Annotated in this window: 13 protein-coding genes; 3 read left to right on the top strand and 10 right to left on the bottom strand. The window is 42.9% G+C overall.

From position 1 onward, the window contains the following. Positions 1-25: 25 nt before the first annotated feature. The 4 genes from AXW61_RS08760 to AXW61_RS08745 all read right to left on the bottom strand — a co-directional run bounded on the left by AXW61_RS08760 (position 26) and on the right by AXW61_RS08745 (position 4,426). A complete protein-coding gene (locus AXW61_RS08760; RefSeq protein WP_062034037.1) occupies positions 26-1,657 on the bottom strand; it encodes a PepSY-associated TM helix domain-containing protein in 1,632 nt (543 codons plus the stop codon). Between the two features lie 3 nt (positions 1,658-1,660). Next, a complete protein-coding gene (locus AXW61_RS08755) occupies positions 1,661-1,954 on the bottom strand; it encodes a hypothetical protein (protein ID WP_062034036.1) in 294 nt (97 codons plus the stop codon). Then, on the bottom strand, positions 1,920-2,210 hold the full coding sequence (locus AXW61_RS17485) for a hypothetical protein (protein WP_155858667.1): 291 nt from the start codon (positions 2,208-2,210) through the stop codon (positions 1,920-1,922). The genes AXW61_RS08755 and AXW61_RS17485 overlap by 35 nt, the downstream gene beginning before the upstream one ends. A gap of 74 nt (positions 2,211-2,284) precedes the next feature. Then, positions 2,285-4,426, bottom strand: a complete 2,142-nt coding sequence (locus AXW61_RS08745; protein ID WP_062034034.1) for a TonB-dependent receptor — start codon at positions 4,424-4,426, stop codon at positions 2,285-2,287. Between the two features lie 274 nt (positions 4,427-4,700). Between AXW61_RS08745 and AXW61_RS08740 the strand changes: the two genes are divergently transcribed. Next, positions 4,701-5,768, top strand: coding sequence for an aldehyde reductase (locus tag AXW61_RS08740; RefSeq protein WP_062034033.1), 1,068 nt, complete (start codon positions 4,701-4,703; stop codon positions 5,766-5,768). A gap of 357 nt (positions 5,769-6,125) precedes the next feature. Here the strand turns inward: AXW61_RS08740 and ligA are convergent, their stop codons facing one another. The 5 genes from ligA to AXW61_RS08715 all read right to left on the bottom strand — a co-directional run bounded on the left by ligA (position 6,126) and on the right by AXW61_RS08715 (position 14,381). After that, positions 6,126-8,165 carry an NAD-dependent DNA ligase LigA gene (ligA, locus tag AXW61_RS08735; protein WP_062034032.1) on the bottom strand — a complete coding sequence of 680 codons (2,040 nt, stop codon included), beginning with the start codon at positions 8,163-8,165 and terminating at the stop codon, positions 6,126-6,128. A 94-nt stretch (positions 8,166-8,259) separates the two neighbouring features. Beyond that, on the bottom strand, positions 8,260-9,255 hold the full coding sequence (locus AXW61_RS08730; protein ID WP_062034031.1) for a cell division protein ZipA C-terminal FtsZ-binding domain-containing protein: 996 nt from the start codon (positions 9,253-9,255) through the stop codon (positions 8,260-8,262). A gap of 4 nt (positions 9,256-9,259) precedes the next feature. Then, positions 9,260-12,712 carry a chromosome segregation protein SMC gene (smc, locus tag AXW61_RS08725; protein ID WP_062034030.1) on the bottom strand — a complete coding sequence of 1,151 codons (3,453 nt, stop codon included), beginning with the start codon at positions 12,710-12,712 and terminating at the stop codon, positions 9,260-9,262. A gap of 10 nt (positions 12,713-12,722) precedes the next feature. After that, positions 12,723-13,418, bottom strand: a complete 696-nt coding sequence (locus tag AXW61_RS08720; protein WP_062034029.1) for a GntR family transcriptional regulator — start codon at positions 13,416-13,418, stop codon at positions 12,723-12,725. A 159-nt stretch (positions 13,419-13,577) separates the two neighbouring features. After that, a complete protein-coding gene (locus AXW61_RS08715; RefSeq protein WP_062034028.1) occupies positions 13,578-14,381 on the bottom strand; it encodes a sulfite exporter TauE/SafE family protein in 804 nt (267 codons plus the stop codon). A gap of 28 nt (positions 14,382-14,409) precedes the next feature. Here AXW61_RS08715 and AXW61_RS08710 point away from each other — a divergent pair, with 28 nt between their 5' ends. Beyond that, positions 14,410-15,165 (top strand): biotin--[acetyl-CoA-carboxylase] ligase, encoded by a 756-nt coding sequence (locus tag AXW61_RS08710; RefSeq protein ID WP_062034076.1) that lies wholly within the window; start codon positions 14,410-14,412, stop codon positions 15,163-15,165. A 16-nt stretch (positions 15,166-15,181) separates the two neighbouring features. Continuing rightward, entirely contained in the window at positions 15,182-15,913 is a 732-nt protein-coding gene (locus AXW61_RS08705) for a type III pantothenate kinase (protein ID WP_062034027.1), read from the top strand. Here the strand turns inward: AXW61_RS08705 and AXW61_RS08700 are convergent. Beyond that, positions 15,904-16,503, bottom strand: coding sequence for an alpha/beta hydrolase (locus AXW61_RS08700; RefSeq protein WP_062034026.1), 600 nt, complete (start codon positions 16,501-16,503; stop codon positions 15,904-15,906). The two genes, AXW61_RS08705 and AXW61_RS08700, sit on opposite strands and share 10 nt — an antisense overlap. Between the last annotated feature and the right edge of the window lie 242 nt (positions 16,504-16,745).

Below are 16,745 nucleotides of genomic sequence, written 5' to 3'. Positions count from 1 at the left end.
CAGCCTTGGAACGGTATTCATTCTTTCACTTGTTCTGAGCAACGGACCAAAGAGAACCCACTTCTGCGGACTGGAGTCGGGCCTGAGCTTGGCGATAAAAACGGGAAAATAACCCTGCAAAAAGAATAGCAAAGACGTCAATCCACCATAAAGAGGAAAAAGATGACCATAGTCCAATCTCAGGTAAGAGCAGTGCTATAGCAGAAGTCAAGGGCATGAGCAGTAAAACAATCACAATCGACAGCAGTAACGTTGGTAATGCTCGCGCCGCGCCCAGTACAAAGCTAAGCATTAAACTGAAGATAAAAATCGCATAATAGATATACATAAACCATGCATTGATACTGTGTAGCTCAGGACTAAGGACATAGGCCCAACGCCCGATCAACATACTGATAACAATGCCAAAGATCGTTCCCAAACATGCCCCTATGGTTAAGTTTGCAATGAATTGCACATCTTTACGTTGGGCAAGTGGTGCTAAATTTGGATTTTTTTGTCGCTTTACACGCGATTCAATCCATAGAATATTGCCTGAGTAAAATAAAAATGCTCCGCCCAGACCCAAGGCCAAATACAACCAACGGGTAAAATCTCCACCATAGTTACCAAAGTGCAAACTGAACATCGATCGAATCAGTTGATCTAGACCAGAACTTTGGGTATTTAAATTGGCTGTACTATAAGGTGCAGGCTGATAAGGATTGAAAAACATCACATCAAAGTTGTCACCGCGTAACATCTGATCTGGACTATATAAACTGACGCGTGCCGATGCCTTGGCAGATTGGTCTAGGTTGTTAAAGCTTACAGACGAGACCTCATAGCCCAGTGCTTGTTGCTGTATCTGTAAGAGTATTTTTTCGACATCCAGTTGAGGAACTGGATCTACAATCTGTACCGTAGCGGGACGCTCAAACAATGGCTTACCTTTGGACACCAATTGCCCTAAACCATCATAAAAGAGATCATGAAATGCAAAAACAATCACCGTCACACTTATCAAAATATGAAACGGTAAACTGGTAATGCCAATCACATTGTGCGCATCAAGCCAAAAGCGTTTTTTGTTCTTACCTTGCCGTATCGCAAAATAATCTTTGACCAACGTTGGCAAGAGAACGATCAAGCCTGTCATCAACGCCAAAAAATATAAGACGGATACCACACCCATCACATAAACACCGAGTGTATGATGCCCAAGCATCCCTGGAATGCCTGCCGTTTCGTGCAGTTGTTCAATCAACCAACCCAGTTTAGATAAGTTTTCTTGTTCAACCTGTAAAGTCCCATCTGGTTTCAGTGTTGCTAACATCGCGCTTTGATCGGTATCAAAGGCATGATCATCATGTGCTTGACTTTGCGCAGGTTGCCACTGAATCGGGGCATAATGGAACTCTTTGGAGTTTAAATTGATCTGGAAACTTTTTTGCGCTTCAGGATACTGCTGCTGTACCTGTGACACCAAATCGTTGTACTGATGGAATTCAACCGTATTTAAACTTTGTTGCGGTGGCGTTGCCCACTTACTCAAATCATGCTGAAACATACTCAGCCCACCTGCAAAAAAGCAAATGAACAAGAGAATGCCTGCACAAATCCCCACCCATGTATGTAACTCTTTGGCCAGTCGGAGAATATCTGTACGTACCTTCATGCCCTATTGCCCTCTGAGCCAAAATACGAGTGTGTAAGCCACAACATTGAAAAACAGATAAATCACAATGGACTGCCATCCGCGTGGAATAAAATAGGCCACAAAAAATAACGGTAGCCAAATCCAAGGAATCGACCACATCCCTAACTGTGGAGCAAGACTACGATACTCAGATTGCAGTCCCCACATTGTGATTAATGCAGCTAAAGCGAAAGCTAGGCTGAGTCCAAGGACTGCTCCTGCAAAGCTTTTCGTCCACCAGTCAGGTTGTATCTTTTGATCGCGTAGTAACCTCATGCGTCAAAGCCCCATGTAATAAAGGAATAAATGGTAGTGCTGACCACAACACCAATGGAATCAGTAACCACATCAACACCGCCACCAGTTTTGGTAATACCGCCAGTAAAAGAACCAATGCCAAAACAAAACCAATCCACCCGACCCAACGATACTTTTTCGCCACAGCCTGTTTAAGAACCGTTTGGTTAGGATGTGTCAAATACAGCAGCACACAACCACCACAGCACAGGAGTAAACCGAGAAATTTCATCATTGCGTTCAACTTAAATGAGACAGCATTCAGACATAAAAAAAGCCCACTGAATCGCAATGGGCTGATCATAAAAATTAGAAATCGAAAGTGACGCCAAGTTTATAGGTACGTGCACCACCAACCGTTGCATAGTAAGAGTTGAACACACCTTCCCAGTATTTTTTATTAGTCACGTTATCTACATTGGCTAAGAAAGTCGTGTTTACACCACCCAGTTTTGTTTTATAGCGCGCACCAACATCAAGAATAGTATAGTCAGGAAGTTTATAGGTATTCAAACTATCTAAATATTGTTCACTAACATAGTTAGCCCGAGCATTAACATTTAAACCATCTACCACAGGTACGGCATAATCCAAACCTAATGAGGCAGTAAAGTCTGGTACACCATAAATCGTATTGCCTGAAATATCAGTGGTGCTTGTAGAACCTTTTGTATATTCAGCATCAATATAAGCCATGCTTCCCAGTAGACTTAAGTCCTCTGTCAAACTCCCTGAGAAGGACCATTCAATACCACGTGATCGACTTTCCCCACCATCTTCAGTGATCTGTGTATTACCATTAACCGCTGTCGCCAAAGCTGTTGTGATCAGAGTCGGTTTTTCAATTTGATAAAGCGCCAAGCTATTTAACCAAGAACCAGCTTGATACTTCGTCCCCACTTCATATTGCTTCGTTTCGTAAGGCTTAAACAGTTTTCCTTCATTCACATCCGCGGTAGAAGTTACTGAGTCTGCTTTTGATAAACCTTCAACATAACTTGCATAAAAAGATAAATTTTCTCCAAACGGTTTGATTACGATGCCTAAACTTGGTGAAAGCTTATTTTCATCGTATTTCACATCTGTAGTGAGACTTTCTAACTGCATATCTTGATAACGAGCACCCAAAATCAACTGCAATTTGTCATCCAACATTGAAATTTGATCCATCAAGGTATAACTCATGAATTTATCATCTTCATAAGGTACAACTGTTGGATAGGTCGTTGGCATTGTCCCGTTCGAGTTAGGATTATAAAGATTCGTTGTAAATGATGAACTGGTCGCACGAGAGTGTTGATCGTATTCGCGATGCACATAATCTGCACGTAACCCAAGGGTATGTTTAATGGCGCCTGTATTGAATTTAGTTTCAATACCCGTATTACCACTTAGGTTATTTTCTTTAGATGCGACTCGATAATACTGCGAAGTTGCATCACCTGCACTGTTCTGCAAGATCATACGCGTACCAAAAATATGCCCCGAATAACCTTTTTCAACATAACCCACACCTGCAAAAACCTTAGTATCAGGAGTGAATTTATATTCACCATTTAAGCCCGCATAACGGCTATAGGTTTCCCCATGAATTTGATCAAAGTAATTATTATCCCCCTTTGGTGCAGCAACTACGCCTGTTTTTTGCATAGAGACCATTGCAGGTGAACCATTATCACGGTTTTCACGAATGGCATAAGCATCAAAGTTTAGTTTTAATTTATCGGTCGTATAGTCCGCTGCAATCGAACCCAGTGCTAAACGGTCATCCATACCTTCAATAAGATGCTCACCGTCTCCATATGTGCCGTTTACACGAACGCCAAATTGTTTTTGGTCACCAAAACGACGAGAAACATCTACATTGGTTTTATAATAACTCTCATCTTCTAATGACGTCGAAATACGTGTTAGATCTTGGTCGGCACGTTTAGAATTCGCAATCACTACTCCGCCAACGCTTCCTGCTGGTGCCATACCTGCAACCAAAGCATTCGGTCCTTTCAATACTGTCACCGATTCTAGTAGATCTGTTGGTATACGTCCCATAGGAGCTACAGCGTATAACCCGTTATAAGCCATATCATCATAGCCGACACTAAAACCACGAATTTGGAAGTTTTCGTTTAAATGACCTTGATTGGTCGTCGCACGAATACTGGCATCATTTTCTAAAACTTCCCCCACTGTCGATGCTTGTTGATCACGAATCAGTTGCTCTGTATAAGTAGAAACCGTAAATGGCGTATCAATCGTTGACTTATTCCCTAAAGCACCCAAGTCAGCCGCCTTCGCCAATTTACCATCGGCATAGCCTTGTTGTGATTGCGCTTCTGATTTTAAGACAGGTAAAACTGAAACCTCCTCTGCAAAAGCAAGCTGTAAACAGCCTCCACCCATCATCAAAAGCCCAACAGAGCTTGCAAGAATTTTCTTAGAGAAGGATTTCATTTTAAACAACACTTATTTTTAATGAGAATCATTATTATATGTAAAATAATTATCATTATTTATTGTATTTTATCATTTGACTTATCTATCTGATCTAAAATACAAATTTAAGCTTACTGCGAAAAAATACGTTTTACTCGCTCATTTTCAATACAGTCTGGTGCAATATTATAAAATGACGCATAAGTCAGACACCTGTTCACCCCATAGGCAAAGACTTTCATGGCATTCACGTTTACACTAAGCCAATACTTAAAACAACAATGGGTAATCTATGACAAACTTAGCAACACAAGCACCGGTACTGGTTACAGGTGCATCGGGTTATATTGCCAGTTGGGTGATTCAAAAATTATTAACCCAAGGGTATACCGTTCATGCCACTGTACGTGACTTGAACAAAACCCAAAGCTTCGCACATTTATCTAAAATTGCAGACAGCAGTGCTGGAACACTGAAACTATTTAAAGCCAATTTGCTCGAGCCCAATTCCTTTAAAGAAGCGATGCAAGGTTGTGAAATTGTCTTTCATATGGCCTCTCCTTTCGTCGTTACCAACTATAAAGATGCGGTGAAAGACATCATTGAACCTGCTGTTTTGGGTACAGAAAATGTCTTAAACACCGTGAATGAAACTGAGTCCGTTAAACGCGTCATTGTCACTTCGAGTATTGCGTCGACCTATGGCGATGCCATTGATATTTTAAAAACAGACCACAATACTTTTAATGAAAGTCACTGGAACACCAGCAGTTCCGAGACCCATCAGCCTTATCCATATTCTAAAGTGATGGCTGAGCGTAAAGCTTGGGAAATGGCTGAGGCACAAGATCGTTGGCAGTTGGTATGTATTAACCCTGCGTTGGTCTTTGGTCGTTCATTAACACCAAATACACAGTCAGGCTCAATTGAGGTCTTACAACAGTTTACCAATGGTTTGACTTTAGCTGGTGTCCCACCTATGTGGAATGGTGTAGTCGATGTTCAAGATGTTGCTGAAGCGCACTTACAAGCAGCATTCAATCCAGAAGCAACAGGTCGTTACATTGTAAGTGGTGGAACTTTAAGTTTGCTTGAAATCGGTCAATTGCTTAAAGCACATTTTGGTTGGAAGTTTCCATTTCCACGAAATGAACTGCCCAAAGCAGCTTTTAAGGTGATTGGCCCATTCATTGGTTTTAGCCGCGAGTTTGTTGAATTGAATATGGGTTATCCGATTTATTTTGATGCAAACAAGAGCCAAAAAGAATTGGGATTAGAGTACCGAGATGTCAGAGAAAGCCTCGTTGAGCACTTCCAACAATTGCTCGATGACGGTGTCATCAAACAATATATTCCTTAAAAATAAATAAAAAGCATAATACTAGTCAATTTCATAACTGACGAGCATTATGCTTTTTCTAAATTTATGAAGGTATGGGATACACGAAATGTCATCAGCAACTGTTCGAGACAACACTACATTAGAAAAAAAATTGTTTCTGCGACAATTTTATTCATTGATGGCAATGAACGAGTTTTGCTGATGACTAATGCCTTTGGTTACTTTGGGCTAATCCAAAGTAACATACGAACTTCAAGCATTTGATGCGAATACCTAAGACTCCGCTGTAACCCTCATCATTAAAATTCGTTTTAGTCATGTGCTTTAACTGAACGCAATTATCTGAACAGTATATTTTTGATCCAAATCAAAAATCTAAGCCTCTAACTGTCCATAATCTTTCATCAGTTGAATAAACTCAGCTTCATTGATCACAGCAATCCCAAGCTTCTCCGCTTTATCCAGCTTTGAACCTGCTTTTTCACCTGCAACAACACACTTGGTTTTACTCGACACACTACCACTCACACGTGCGCCCAGTGCTTGTAGGAGCTGTGTTGCTTCATCACGCCCCATCGTACTGAGTGTACCCGTCACGACCCAACTTTCACCATTTAAAGGCTGGCGACTTGGTGCCACAGGCGCATCCCAGTGAATACCTGCTGCCAATAATCGGTCTAAAACTTCAAGATTATGCGGTGCTTGGAAAAAGTCGACAATCCACTCCGCCGTGATATCCCCGACATCAGGGGTTTTCTTTAAAGCTTCAATGTCTGCGACACGTAGCGCATCTAAAGTTTGGAAAGTATTGGCCAACATCCGTGCTGTGGTTTCACCCACTCCACGAATCCCGAGGGCATAAATAAATGCAGCCAAAGTGGTTTTCTTACTATTTTCAATCGAATCAATCAAGTTCTGAACGGACTTCTCACCCATTTTTTCAATGGTTAATAGTTTTTCTCGGTGCTCATGTAGGTGATAAATGTCAGCCACATCTTTAAGTAAATCAAGATGTAACAGTGATTCGACCCAACGATCCCCCAAACCTTCAATATCAAGTGCTTTACGTGACACGAAGTGGCGAATTGCCTCAATACGCTGTGCAGCACAATACAAACCACCAGAGCAACGTGCTAAAGCTTCACCTTCGGGCATCACCACAGGCGATTCACACACGGGACATTGGCTCGGGAGTTCAACTTCAGTCGCATCGACAGGACGGAACTCAGGCCACACTTTTTCCACTTTGGGAATCACATCACCACTACGGTAAACACTGACAGTATCGCCAATTCGCACATCTAGGCGGTGAATTTCCCCAATATTATGCAAAGTCACATTTGAAACAGTCACGCCGCCCACAGCAACAGGATTCAAACGCGCCACAGGTGTGAGTGTACCTGTACGCCCCACTTGCCAGTCAATATTTTCAACCGTGGTGAGCGCAGCCACCGCAGGGAATTTATAAGCCGTTGCCCAACGCGGTTCTCGACTTAAAAACCCGAGCTGTTGCTGTTGTTTGAGGCTGTTGACCTTAATCACCATGCCGTCAATTTCCACACTCAATTGTGGTCGTTCCGCATTGATTTGCTCATAAACCACTTGAACTTCTTGAATACTATCGCAGACAAAATGACGCTCACCAACTGCAAAGCCAAACTGTTGCAACCACTCTAGACTTTCCGACATGGTACTTTGACCATGGTTCGGTTCACACTGCGCAATACCATAAGCATAAAATGCGAGTGGACGCGAAGCCGCAATATTCGGGTCTAACTGACGTAAACTTCCCGCTGCGGCATTACGTGGGTTGGCAAAAGTCTTCTCACCTTTGGCTTCGTTTTCGGCATTGAGCTTTTCAAAGCCTGCTTTAGGCATCAAAACTTCACCACGAACTTCCAGTAGCGTGGGTACTTCGCCCTGATCTGTACTCAACACCTTCGGTAAGTTCCGAATGGTTTTGACATTTTGAGTAATGTCTTCCCCTGTTTCACCATCACCACGTGTCACCCCACGCACCAGCACACCTTGTTCATACCACAGTGAAATAGCAAGGCCATCAAACTTCAGTTCGACATCATATTGAATCGTTTGATTCGGCAACCGTTCTTCTGCACGGCGTGCAAAGGCAAAGAGTTCTTCTTGATTAAACACATTGCCTAAAGACAGCATCGGTACCACATGGGTCACGCTCGTAAACTTCGCCAAAGGTTTACCACCGACTTTATTGATCGGGCTATCTGGCTGAATATACTCAGGGTATTGTTCTTCTAAAGCTTTCAACTGATGAAAAAGCTGATCATATTCACTGTCTAAAATGGTCGGCTGATCCATCACATAATAAGCATGATTATGCTGTGCCAAAATTTGGATCAGTTGACGCATTTGCGCAACGACAGTCGAAGTTTGAGTCATAATTTCACCATAAAAAAGGGCGGTCTTTGTTCCGCCCTAAAAATTGTATTTCTACTGTCTATTATAGAAATCGTTACCGCTGCTTTCAATCAGATTAAGCGTCGATTGCTTGTCCAGCACGGTAATCAATCGCCAAGTGGCGCCAATGCTCACGCAGTTGTGGCGTGAACTCTTGGTTGTTTTGATCATAAACTGTTCCATCGATTTCACGAGCAATTAAACGTGAAATACTGTCCATGGTGTCAAAGGCATTTTGGACATCGCGGTGTGGTAAAGCCAAGAAAAATGCCAAGCCTTTAATTGGATCGGTCGACAAATTTTCCAAGTCAAAACCATCCATACCTGTATCAGTAATCTGCAACACAGAGAACAGTAACTTGGTTCCATCTTCGTTATAACGATGGAAACACGACATTTCGCCAAAACGTAAACCATACTTCATTAAAACTTTTAAAGTTTTCTCACCAGACAATGCACGACGTTCAGGATAAACATTCAGGGCAATAAACGACTCTGCTGTGGCTAAGGCACTTTCATCATCGACAATTTTTTGCTCATACAAATGTGCATCTAAAATGCTGCTTTCATCGTCAAACTCTGAAATTTCGGCTTTTTCGACATTGGCATTTAAACTAAATTCAGCTTTATCTGCTTTTGCTTGGTCATCAACAAGCGAGGAGCTTGCGCTTTCAGTCGTTAATTCCGTTGCATCTGCTACAGCATTTTCAGGAGCGACTGAGTCTATTGCTTTATTTTCTACCTCAGCTGACGCATCCAAACTTGGTTCAGTACTGCTGCTTTCGAGCACACTGTCTGCATCCAAAGCTTTCGGTTCGGCTTTTTCAGACAGTGTCTCTTCTACAGAGCTTTCATTTAAAGTCGGCTCTTGACGTTCAGCCTCTTCAACTGATGCCGTTTGCAGTTGATCACGTACGTGACGCGGGATAATCGGTTTTTGACTGTCAGCATCGATATGCAATGCGGACTCAAGTGAAGGCGCTGCATCTGCCGGCTTTCGAAAAATCATTCGAACCCCAAACAGCATAATGATCACTGCTATGACGATACCAATAATTGTTGTGTATTCCATCTTATTAGGCCTCCGCGACTAAACCGTATTCTTTTGCCTGTTCTAAATTTACAGTCACTAACTTTGATGTTCCCGGTTCAGGCATCGTAACACCTAACAAGTCGGTCGCCATCGTCATTGCGAGTTTATTATGGGTAATGTAAATGAATTGCACCTGTTCAGAAAGCTCTTTTACAAGATTACAAAATCTTCCCACGTTCGCATCATCCAAAGGCGCATCAACTTCATCCAAAACACAAAATGGCGATGGATTAAGGCGGAAAATCGCAAACACCAAGGCCAATGCGGTCAGGGCTTTTTCTCCCCCTGAAAGTAGCGCCAAAGAGCTATTGCGTTTGCCTGGCGGACGGGCCATGAGTTTAACCCCAGACTGCCAGTCATCTTCTAAAGTCAGACTCGCTTCACCGCCATTGAAAACTTTCGGGAACAGATCTTGTAGTTCGGTATTGACCCGATCAAAAGTACTCATGAACAATTTACGGGTTTCTTGGTCAATACTTTTCATTGCAGCACGCAACTGCTCAACGGTATTTTCCAAATCTTGAATTTGATGGCTCAACTCTTCAAAACGTTTAGACACGTCTTCATATTCTTCTGAAGCCGCCAAATTCACTGCACCCAATTTCTCAAACTGCTGCTGCGCTTTTTCCAAAATCTGTTGATGGCTGCTGATCTCAATGTTCAAACCCTCAATAGCTTCAACATTCATCTCTTTCAGCTGTTCAGAATAATGTTGTAAGTCTGACTTTGCCGCTTGCCATGCCAAACGCTTCTCTTCTAACTGGGTTCTCAGCTTTTCATCTTGTTGTTGCTGTTGATGACGGTGTTCGGTCAAACTTTGCTGACGTTCTTGCACCGCATTCAGCTCAACTTGCCATTCAGACCATGTTTTTTGCAGCTTTTCAGTGATCTGTGCTTGTTCGCTAAACTGGCTTTCCAAGGCAGGCAGCTCAAGTTGTACAGGGTCAATAAACTTTTTGGCCTGCTCCATCTGTGACAATATTTGCTGGTACTGCGCTTTTAAGAATGTACTGTCTTTTTCTAACAGTTCAATCTGCTGTGTGGTTTGCACCGCCTGACGACGCACCATTTCAAGTGCTTGCCAAACCTGCTGCGCCTGCTGCTGGCTATCATCCAGTTGCTCAGTCAAAGACTCCACTTGGAACTGCATGCTTTTGTAGTTTGGCAAGTTTTGCTCGAGCTTAATATTCAATGCATGCAGATCAATCTCCAGATCATCTTTTTGCATGGCATCTTCTTCAAGCTGACTGTCTAGCTGCGCCAGTTGATTGGCCAATTGTTGCTTTTGCACTTCAAAGGCTTGGTTGGTACTTTGCACTTTGGCAATATTCAAATCAATCTGCTGCGTCGCTTGAACTTCTTTTTTCAACAGTTGTTGATCCGCTTTTAACTGCTCATCCACAGCTTGGACTTGAGTACGAAGCTCTGTGGTTTTCGTTTCAAGCTGAGTCAGAAGTCCTATTTTTTCAGCAAGACTCTGCTCAATTTCATCTAAACGAATTCGATGACTTAGCGCACCCTGTCCAGCTTGGCTCGCTTCGTCATAATCCAAACCAATCACCCAGTCCATGCCGACATGATAACCGTCTAAACTCAGAAGAGACTGACCATCTTTCAATTGCTTTTGCAGAGCCAAGGCTTGTTTTAAGTTGGTGGTCACCCCTACCTGCTGCCACAAAGAAGATTGCGGTGATTCAATCCAACTGGCTAGGCTATCGCAACCTGCAATTTCGATCAGCTCAACATGCGGCTGAGGCGTTAACTGACGTGCAACGGCATCGGTGAATGCATCGCTGTTGTCCAAACAATGCGCTGAAAGCCATTTGGCTAAGAATTTTTCGACCAGCGCGGCATGGGTTTTAGCCGCATCTTTAAGCTTCAGCACATGCATCAACTGTGGATGATCACTATTTTTTAAGGCACTGACTTTGACCAACAACTGCTTTAGATGCTTCTGCTCGGCACTTAAAACCTGTATATCTGCTTTGTGCTGATTCAACTCAGTTTGAGCAGCTTGATGTTGGATACGCAAATCATCCAGCTGCAACTGCACCTCAATGATACTTTGCTCACGTTGTAACTGCTGTGCCTCAGCATCTTGCTTGGCATGTAACAGTTGATCAATCGCATCCAACTGGCTTTGGTTTTGAATTTGCGCCGCTTGCTGCTCTAAAATTTGCTTTTGCTGTTCAAAGCGTAAAATGTTTTTGGCCAACTGTTCACTTTGCGCCAACATTTGCGTTTTTTGTTGCTGCTGTTTTTCAACCAAACTTTTGACTTGTTCAAACTGTTGAAGCAACTGTTGCTGCTGTGCTTTTAAATCCGTTAAACCTTGGCTTTGCTGTTGGTTTTGACTTTCTTGCTGTTGTAACTGTTCGGTATGAAGCTCATTTTGTTCGTGCAAACTTTCCAGTTGCAGCTCGATCAGTTGCATACGTTCTTTAGTTTGCGCCTTCTGCTGTTCAAGCTGTGCCAAAGTGGTGGTGTTTTGCTGGAACAGTGTCTGCTTTTGTTCCAAAGTCATTTTCAGCTCAGCCAGCTTTTTCTCGGCCTGTTGCCACTCACTCTGTAGTGGCGTGGACTGCTGAATCAGGCGTTGAAATAGTTCACTGGTTGACGTCAAATCATGCTCTAAAGTGGTTAACTCTGAACGCACCAGCTTGAACTGCTCACCTAGATCATTCATGTGCAGCGTATATTCTTGCTGTAAACGGCTGCTTTGTTCACACTGAAAAGATAAAACTTCGACTTTAATGGTGCGAATTTGGCTTTCCAATGTTTTGTATTGAATCGCGGTTTCAGCCTGACGTTTTAAAGTTTTTAACTGTGATCTTAATTCGGAGGCAATATCTTCTAAACGCGATAAATTTTGCGTGGTGTGATCCAAATGTAATAAAGTTTCACGGCGACGTGCTTGATAACGCGAAACCCCTGCGGCTTCCTCAATAAAAACCCGCATTTCTTCAGGTTTTGCATCGACCAAACGGTTGATCATGCCTTGTTCAATAATCGAATAAGAACGTGGCCCTAAACCTGTGCCCAAGAATATATCTGTAATGTCCCGACGACGGCACTTGGTACCATTTAAAAAGTATTCAGACTTGCCATCTCGGTTGACCTGACGTTTAACCGCCAGTTCGGTATAGGCATTATAGCTACCGCCTAACTTGCCATAAGTGTTGTCAAAACGCAGTTCTACACTGGCGACACTGACAGGTTTGCGCTTTGCCGTGCCTGTAAAAATGACATCCTGCATACTGCCACCACGCAACTGACGCGCACTGGATTCGCCCATGACCCAGCGAATAGCATCGATCACATTGGATTTGCCACAACCGTTCGGCCCAACGACTGCGGTACGGTTATCTTTAAAGTGTAATGTGGTACTGTCGGCAAAAGATTTGAAGCCGGAAAGTTTTAAACTGCTTAAACGCATAATGTCCTGACTAACGTCGTGAGCGTCTCGCCCACGCAAGTTCAATTTGTTTCATTCGGGTCAAAGATTCCAACACCAAGTTACGTAAGTGTCGACAAAAATCTTCCATAAATAAAGTAGCTTGTTGTGATTTTCTGATTAAAACCGCATCAGTCACCAGTTTAAATAAATCATAAGATTCTTGTAACTCTCTACGCGAAGTATTTAAGGTTAAAAAATAGCTCCGACGTATCGAGGGTAACAGTTCTTGGTAAAACTTCATCAAATAGGCATTGCCCACCATTTCATGCTGGCGTGCCAATCCTTCAAAAATCAAATCATAAAATTTTTCGATACTGCCCTGTTTCAGTTGATTCCCCAACTCATCCAATAACAGCTGTAAACTTTCCGCTTCATAGCTACGCCATGTCTCCGCAATACGTTGCACAATTTGCCCCAACAGCAGACTACTGATATCAAACAAGGCGCGCACTTGCTGAGCGGACATTTCAGAGACTATAGCGCCGCGGCGCGGGTAGATTTCAATCAGATGTGTGCGCTCAAGCAGTAACAAGGCCTCACGCACCGAGCCGCGACTCACATCCAGTTCAGCGGCAATACGTAATTCTTGTATGCGCTCACCTTCGACCAACTCACCGCGAATGATTTGTTCACTGATGTGCTTGGCAATTTGTTCGGACAAACTCTCTGTATCATGTGCTTGCATACTGTTCCTAACTTGTTTTTATAAGATGCAATCCATGGTCTTTAGTGACCTATTTTTAGGTTTTACCCGATCTTAAACGCTAAACACTATGTCATTGTCTAACAATTTTACCGTCTATAATGCCAATCAACAGCAACGCATACAACATTGTCAAAGAAATTAAGAACTAAAACCTTGATAAATAAAATATAAACCAACTACCACCAACAAACCAGCAAAACACTTTTTCAACATCGCAGGCGATAAAAGATGCGCCACTTTTGCCCCAAACTTGGCGGTGATAAAACTCATGACCGCAATCCCGAAAAAGGCATAGACATGAATATAACCAATGGTATTCGGTACATTCACTTCAGCCCGATGCCCGAACCACATAAAACCTAAAGCTCCAGCCACTGCAATTGGTAAGCCACAAGCAGCTGACGTCGCTACCGCTTTTTGCATAACCACACCATGACGGTTTAAGTACGGCACTGTCAAACTGCCCCCACCAATGCCAAAGATCGCAGAAGCCACACCAATGCCTGCACCGACAAATAACTGTTTGCCTGTAGAGGGCAACTGACGCGATGGATCGACCTCAACATGTGCGCCACTAAACATTTTGTACGCCACCCATATCGCAAAAAAACCGATCAGCAGTTGTAAGCCATGTCCTGACATATAGTCTGCAATGCCTGCACCTAAAAAAGCGCCCATAACTAAACCTGGGGCCAAATTGCGAAACACAGACCACAACACTGCCCCACGTTTATGATGTGCACTCACTGAACTCATTGACGTGACAATAATCGTAGCCAGTGATGTGCCAACCGCCATATGCATAATGACACTCGGGTCATAGTTCAGATGAGTAAACACCACATATAAAATCGGGATGATAATGAGTCCACCACCGACCCCAAATAGCCCCGCAGCAAAACCAGCGATTGCACCAATCAGTAAATATATGATTAACTCCATGATCATTTTTCACTTTTCTCAGATTCATATGGATTTAGAGACACGCCAATTACAACAGCTTCTCGCTGAAGCACAGCAACTTCCTGAAGTTTTATTGCTTAAGCCAGTTACCACATCCACCAATGACGATGTGCGTGAAATTGCGCAAAAAGGGATTCAGAGCGTTTTGGTCTGCAGTACACGACAAACTCAAGGTCGTGGACAGCGTCAACGACAATGGGTTTCTCCTGAAGGAAACATCTATTTAAGCACATTGCTACAGACCAAAACACCTATAGATGGGCGCTTGGCTTTAGAAATTGCGTTAAATATCTTGCAAATGCCGAGTTTGCAAGGCCTTGCTCTGCAAGTGAAATGGCCGAATGACCTTTATAGTGCTCAAGGTAAATGGGGCGGGATTTTAGTTGAACCACTGTCAAGCCACCAAGCTATTATTGGGGTGGGTATCAATATCAACCAAGTCGAAGATACCCAGCTTGATCAAGCCACCAGCTCACTTGAACAGCTGGGTTTAGCCCAAGCAGAGCGAATTCGCTTAATGGCGGAACTATATCTAGCGATTCAACAAGCAGGCCTATGGTTCACCCATAACAGTGCAAATTTGGCTTCTCGTTTCAATCATTACGCAGCATTTATGCAGCAACAGGTTGAATTTGAATACATGAAAGGTCTGTCTCAAGGCATCTTTTTAGGCATTCAAGATGATGGTGCGGTACAAATTCAGACTGCCAATGGTGTTGAAAACTTTTATCAAGGCCGTTTACGCCCAATAATTCCTGTTTAAATGATTGAGCATCATCATGAAAAATTTATGGTTAGATATTGGTAATACTCGTCTGAAGTATTGGATTACGCAGGAAGATCAAATTTTGGAACAAGGGGCTGAGTTACATTTACAGTCCCCTGCCGATTTGCTTTTAGGTCTAATTCAGCATTTTAAAAACTTAAACATCCAACAGATTGGTGTTTCTTCGGTTCAGGACAAAAAAAATAATGACCGAATCCGTAGACTTTTAAAAAGTTTAAATGTGCCGATCACCTTTGCTCAAGTACAGGCCAACTATGCTGGCCTACAGTGTGGTTATGAACATCCAGAACAACTCGGAATTGACCGTTGGTTGCAAGTGTTAGCTGTCGCACGTAATCCAGAGCAGAACTATTGTGTGATTAGCTGTGGCACGGCGTTGACCATCGACTTGGCGGATGGTTTACAGCATTTGGGCGGCTATATTTTACCAAATCTCTACTTACAAAGAGACTCGCTGATCCAAAACACCAAAGGCATTAAAATTCCAGATGCGGCTTTTGATGAACTCGGTCCCGGTCGTAATACCATCGACGCAGTGCATCATGGGATTTTGCTCGGTTTGGTCAGTACCATTGAAAAAGTCTTGCAACAGTCTCCACGCCAACTGATTTTAACTGGCGGTGATGCGCCTGTATTTGCACGCTATTTGGCAGAGTATGCACCATGCATTGAAAATGATTTATTACTTAAAGGACTACAATATTATATTCAGCATCACCCCTGAGCCACCGCCTGCTGTTGTAAAAGGGGTTTTAAGGTATTAAGCAGTAGCTCAAATTCAGCATAGCCATTTTCCCGCATAAAATGCCCTGCACGTTTCACCTCCAGTACCTCTGCACTCAAGAAGTGCCCAAAGGTAAGTGCCAAAGGAGGTGGAACATAAGGGTCATTATTGGAAAACATAACCACACGTGAAGCGATGTGAGAGTGGAGTATACCGCTGTCCAACTTCGCTTGCGCAATAAAGCCACTTAACTCAGGTAAGCTTTTTAAAGCCGCTTTAAAACCCGCAATACAGAAGATCGCTTTAATTCGACGTTCACGCAGTTTACTACTGAGATAATGTAAAGTCGCCAGACACCCCAAACTATGCGCAATAATGATGGTATTTTCATCCAAAGTGGTCATTTGCAGGGCCAAAGCCTGTTGCCATTCTTCGAAATGTGGTGCATCACTATGCGGAAGCACTAAACGTTTTACTTCAGCATGCAGATCCATCTGACTGAGTTTTTGACTTAGCCACGGAAACCAATGGTCATTGGGCGATGCTTGATAGCCATGCACAATATAGATATGTTGTTTTGATCCATTCATTTTCAACTTCTTATTATAATGTTTGAAAAGAATAAATTTTACGCAACTTTCAAGCCATAAACAGTGCGTTTTTGTTATTAAGCGACGGTATTGAAAACGCACACAATAATTTCCATGACTCGCAAAACAACATAAAAAAAGGCGCTCAAGGCCATTGCTGTCCCACAATTTTTCACAAGAGGAAGCTCAAATGAGCTTCCTCTTGTTTTATGGGTATTTTATCGGGTGAAAATAAAGCTTTT

Source organism: Acinetobacter sp. BMW17, from assembly GCF_001592855.1.
Lineage (GTDB): Bacteria > Pseudomonadota > Gammaproteobacteria > Pseudomonadales > Moraxellaceae > Acinetobacter > Acinetobacter johnsonii.
The sequence above is the reverse complement of the archived record's forward strand: the minus strand, read 5'-3'. Positions and strand labels throughout refer to the sequence as shown.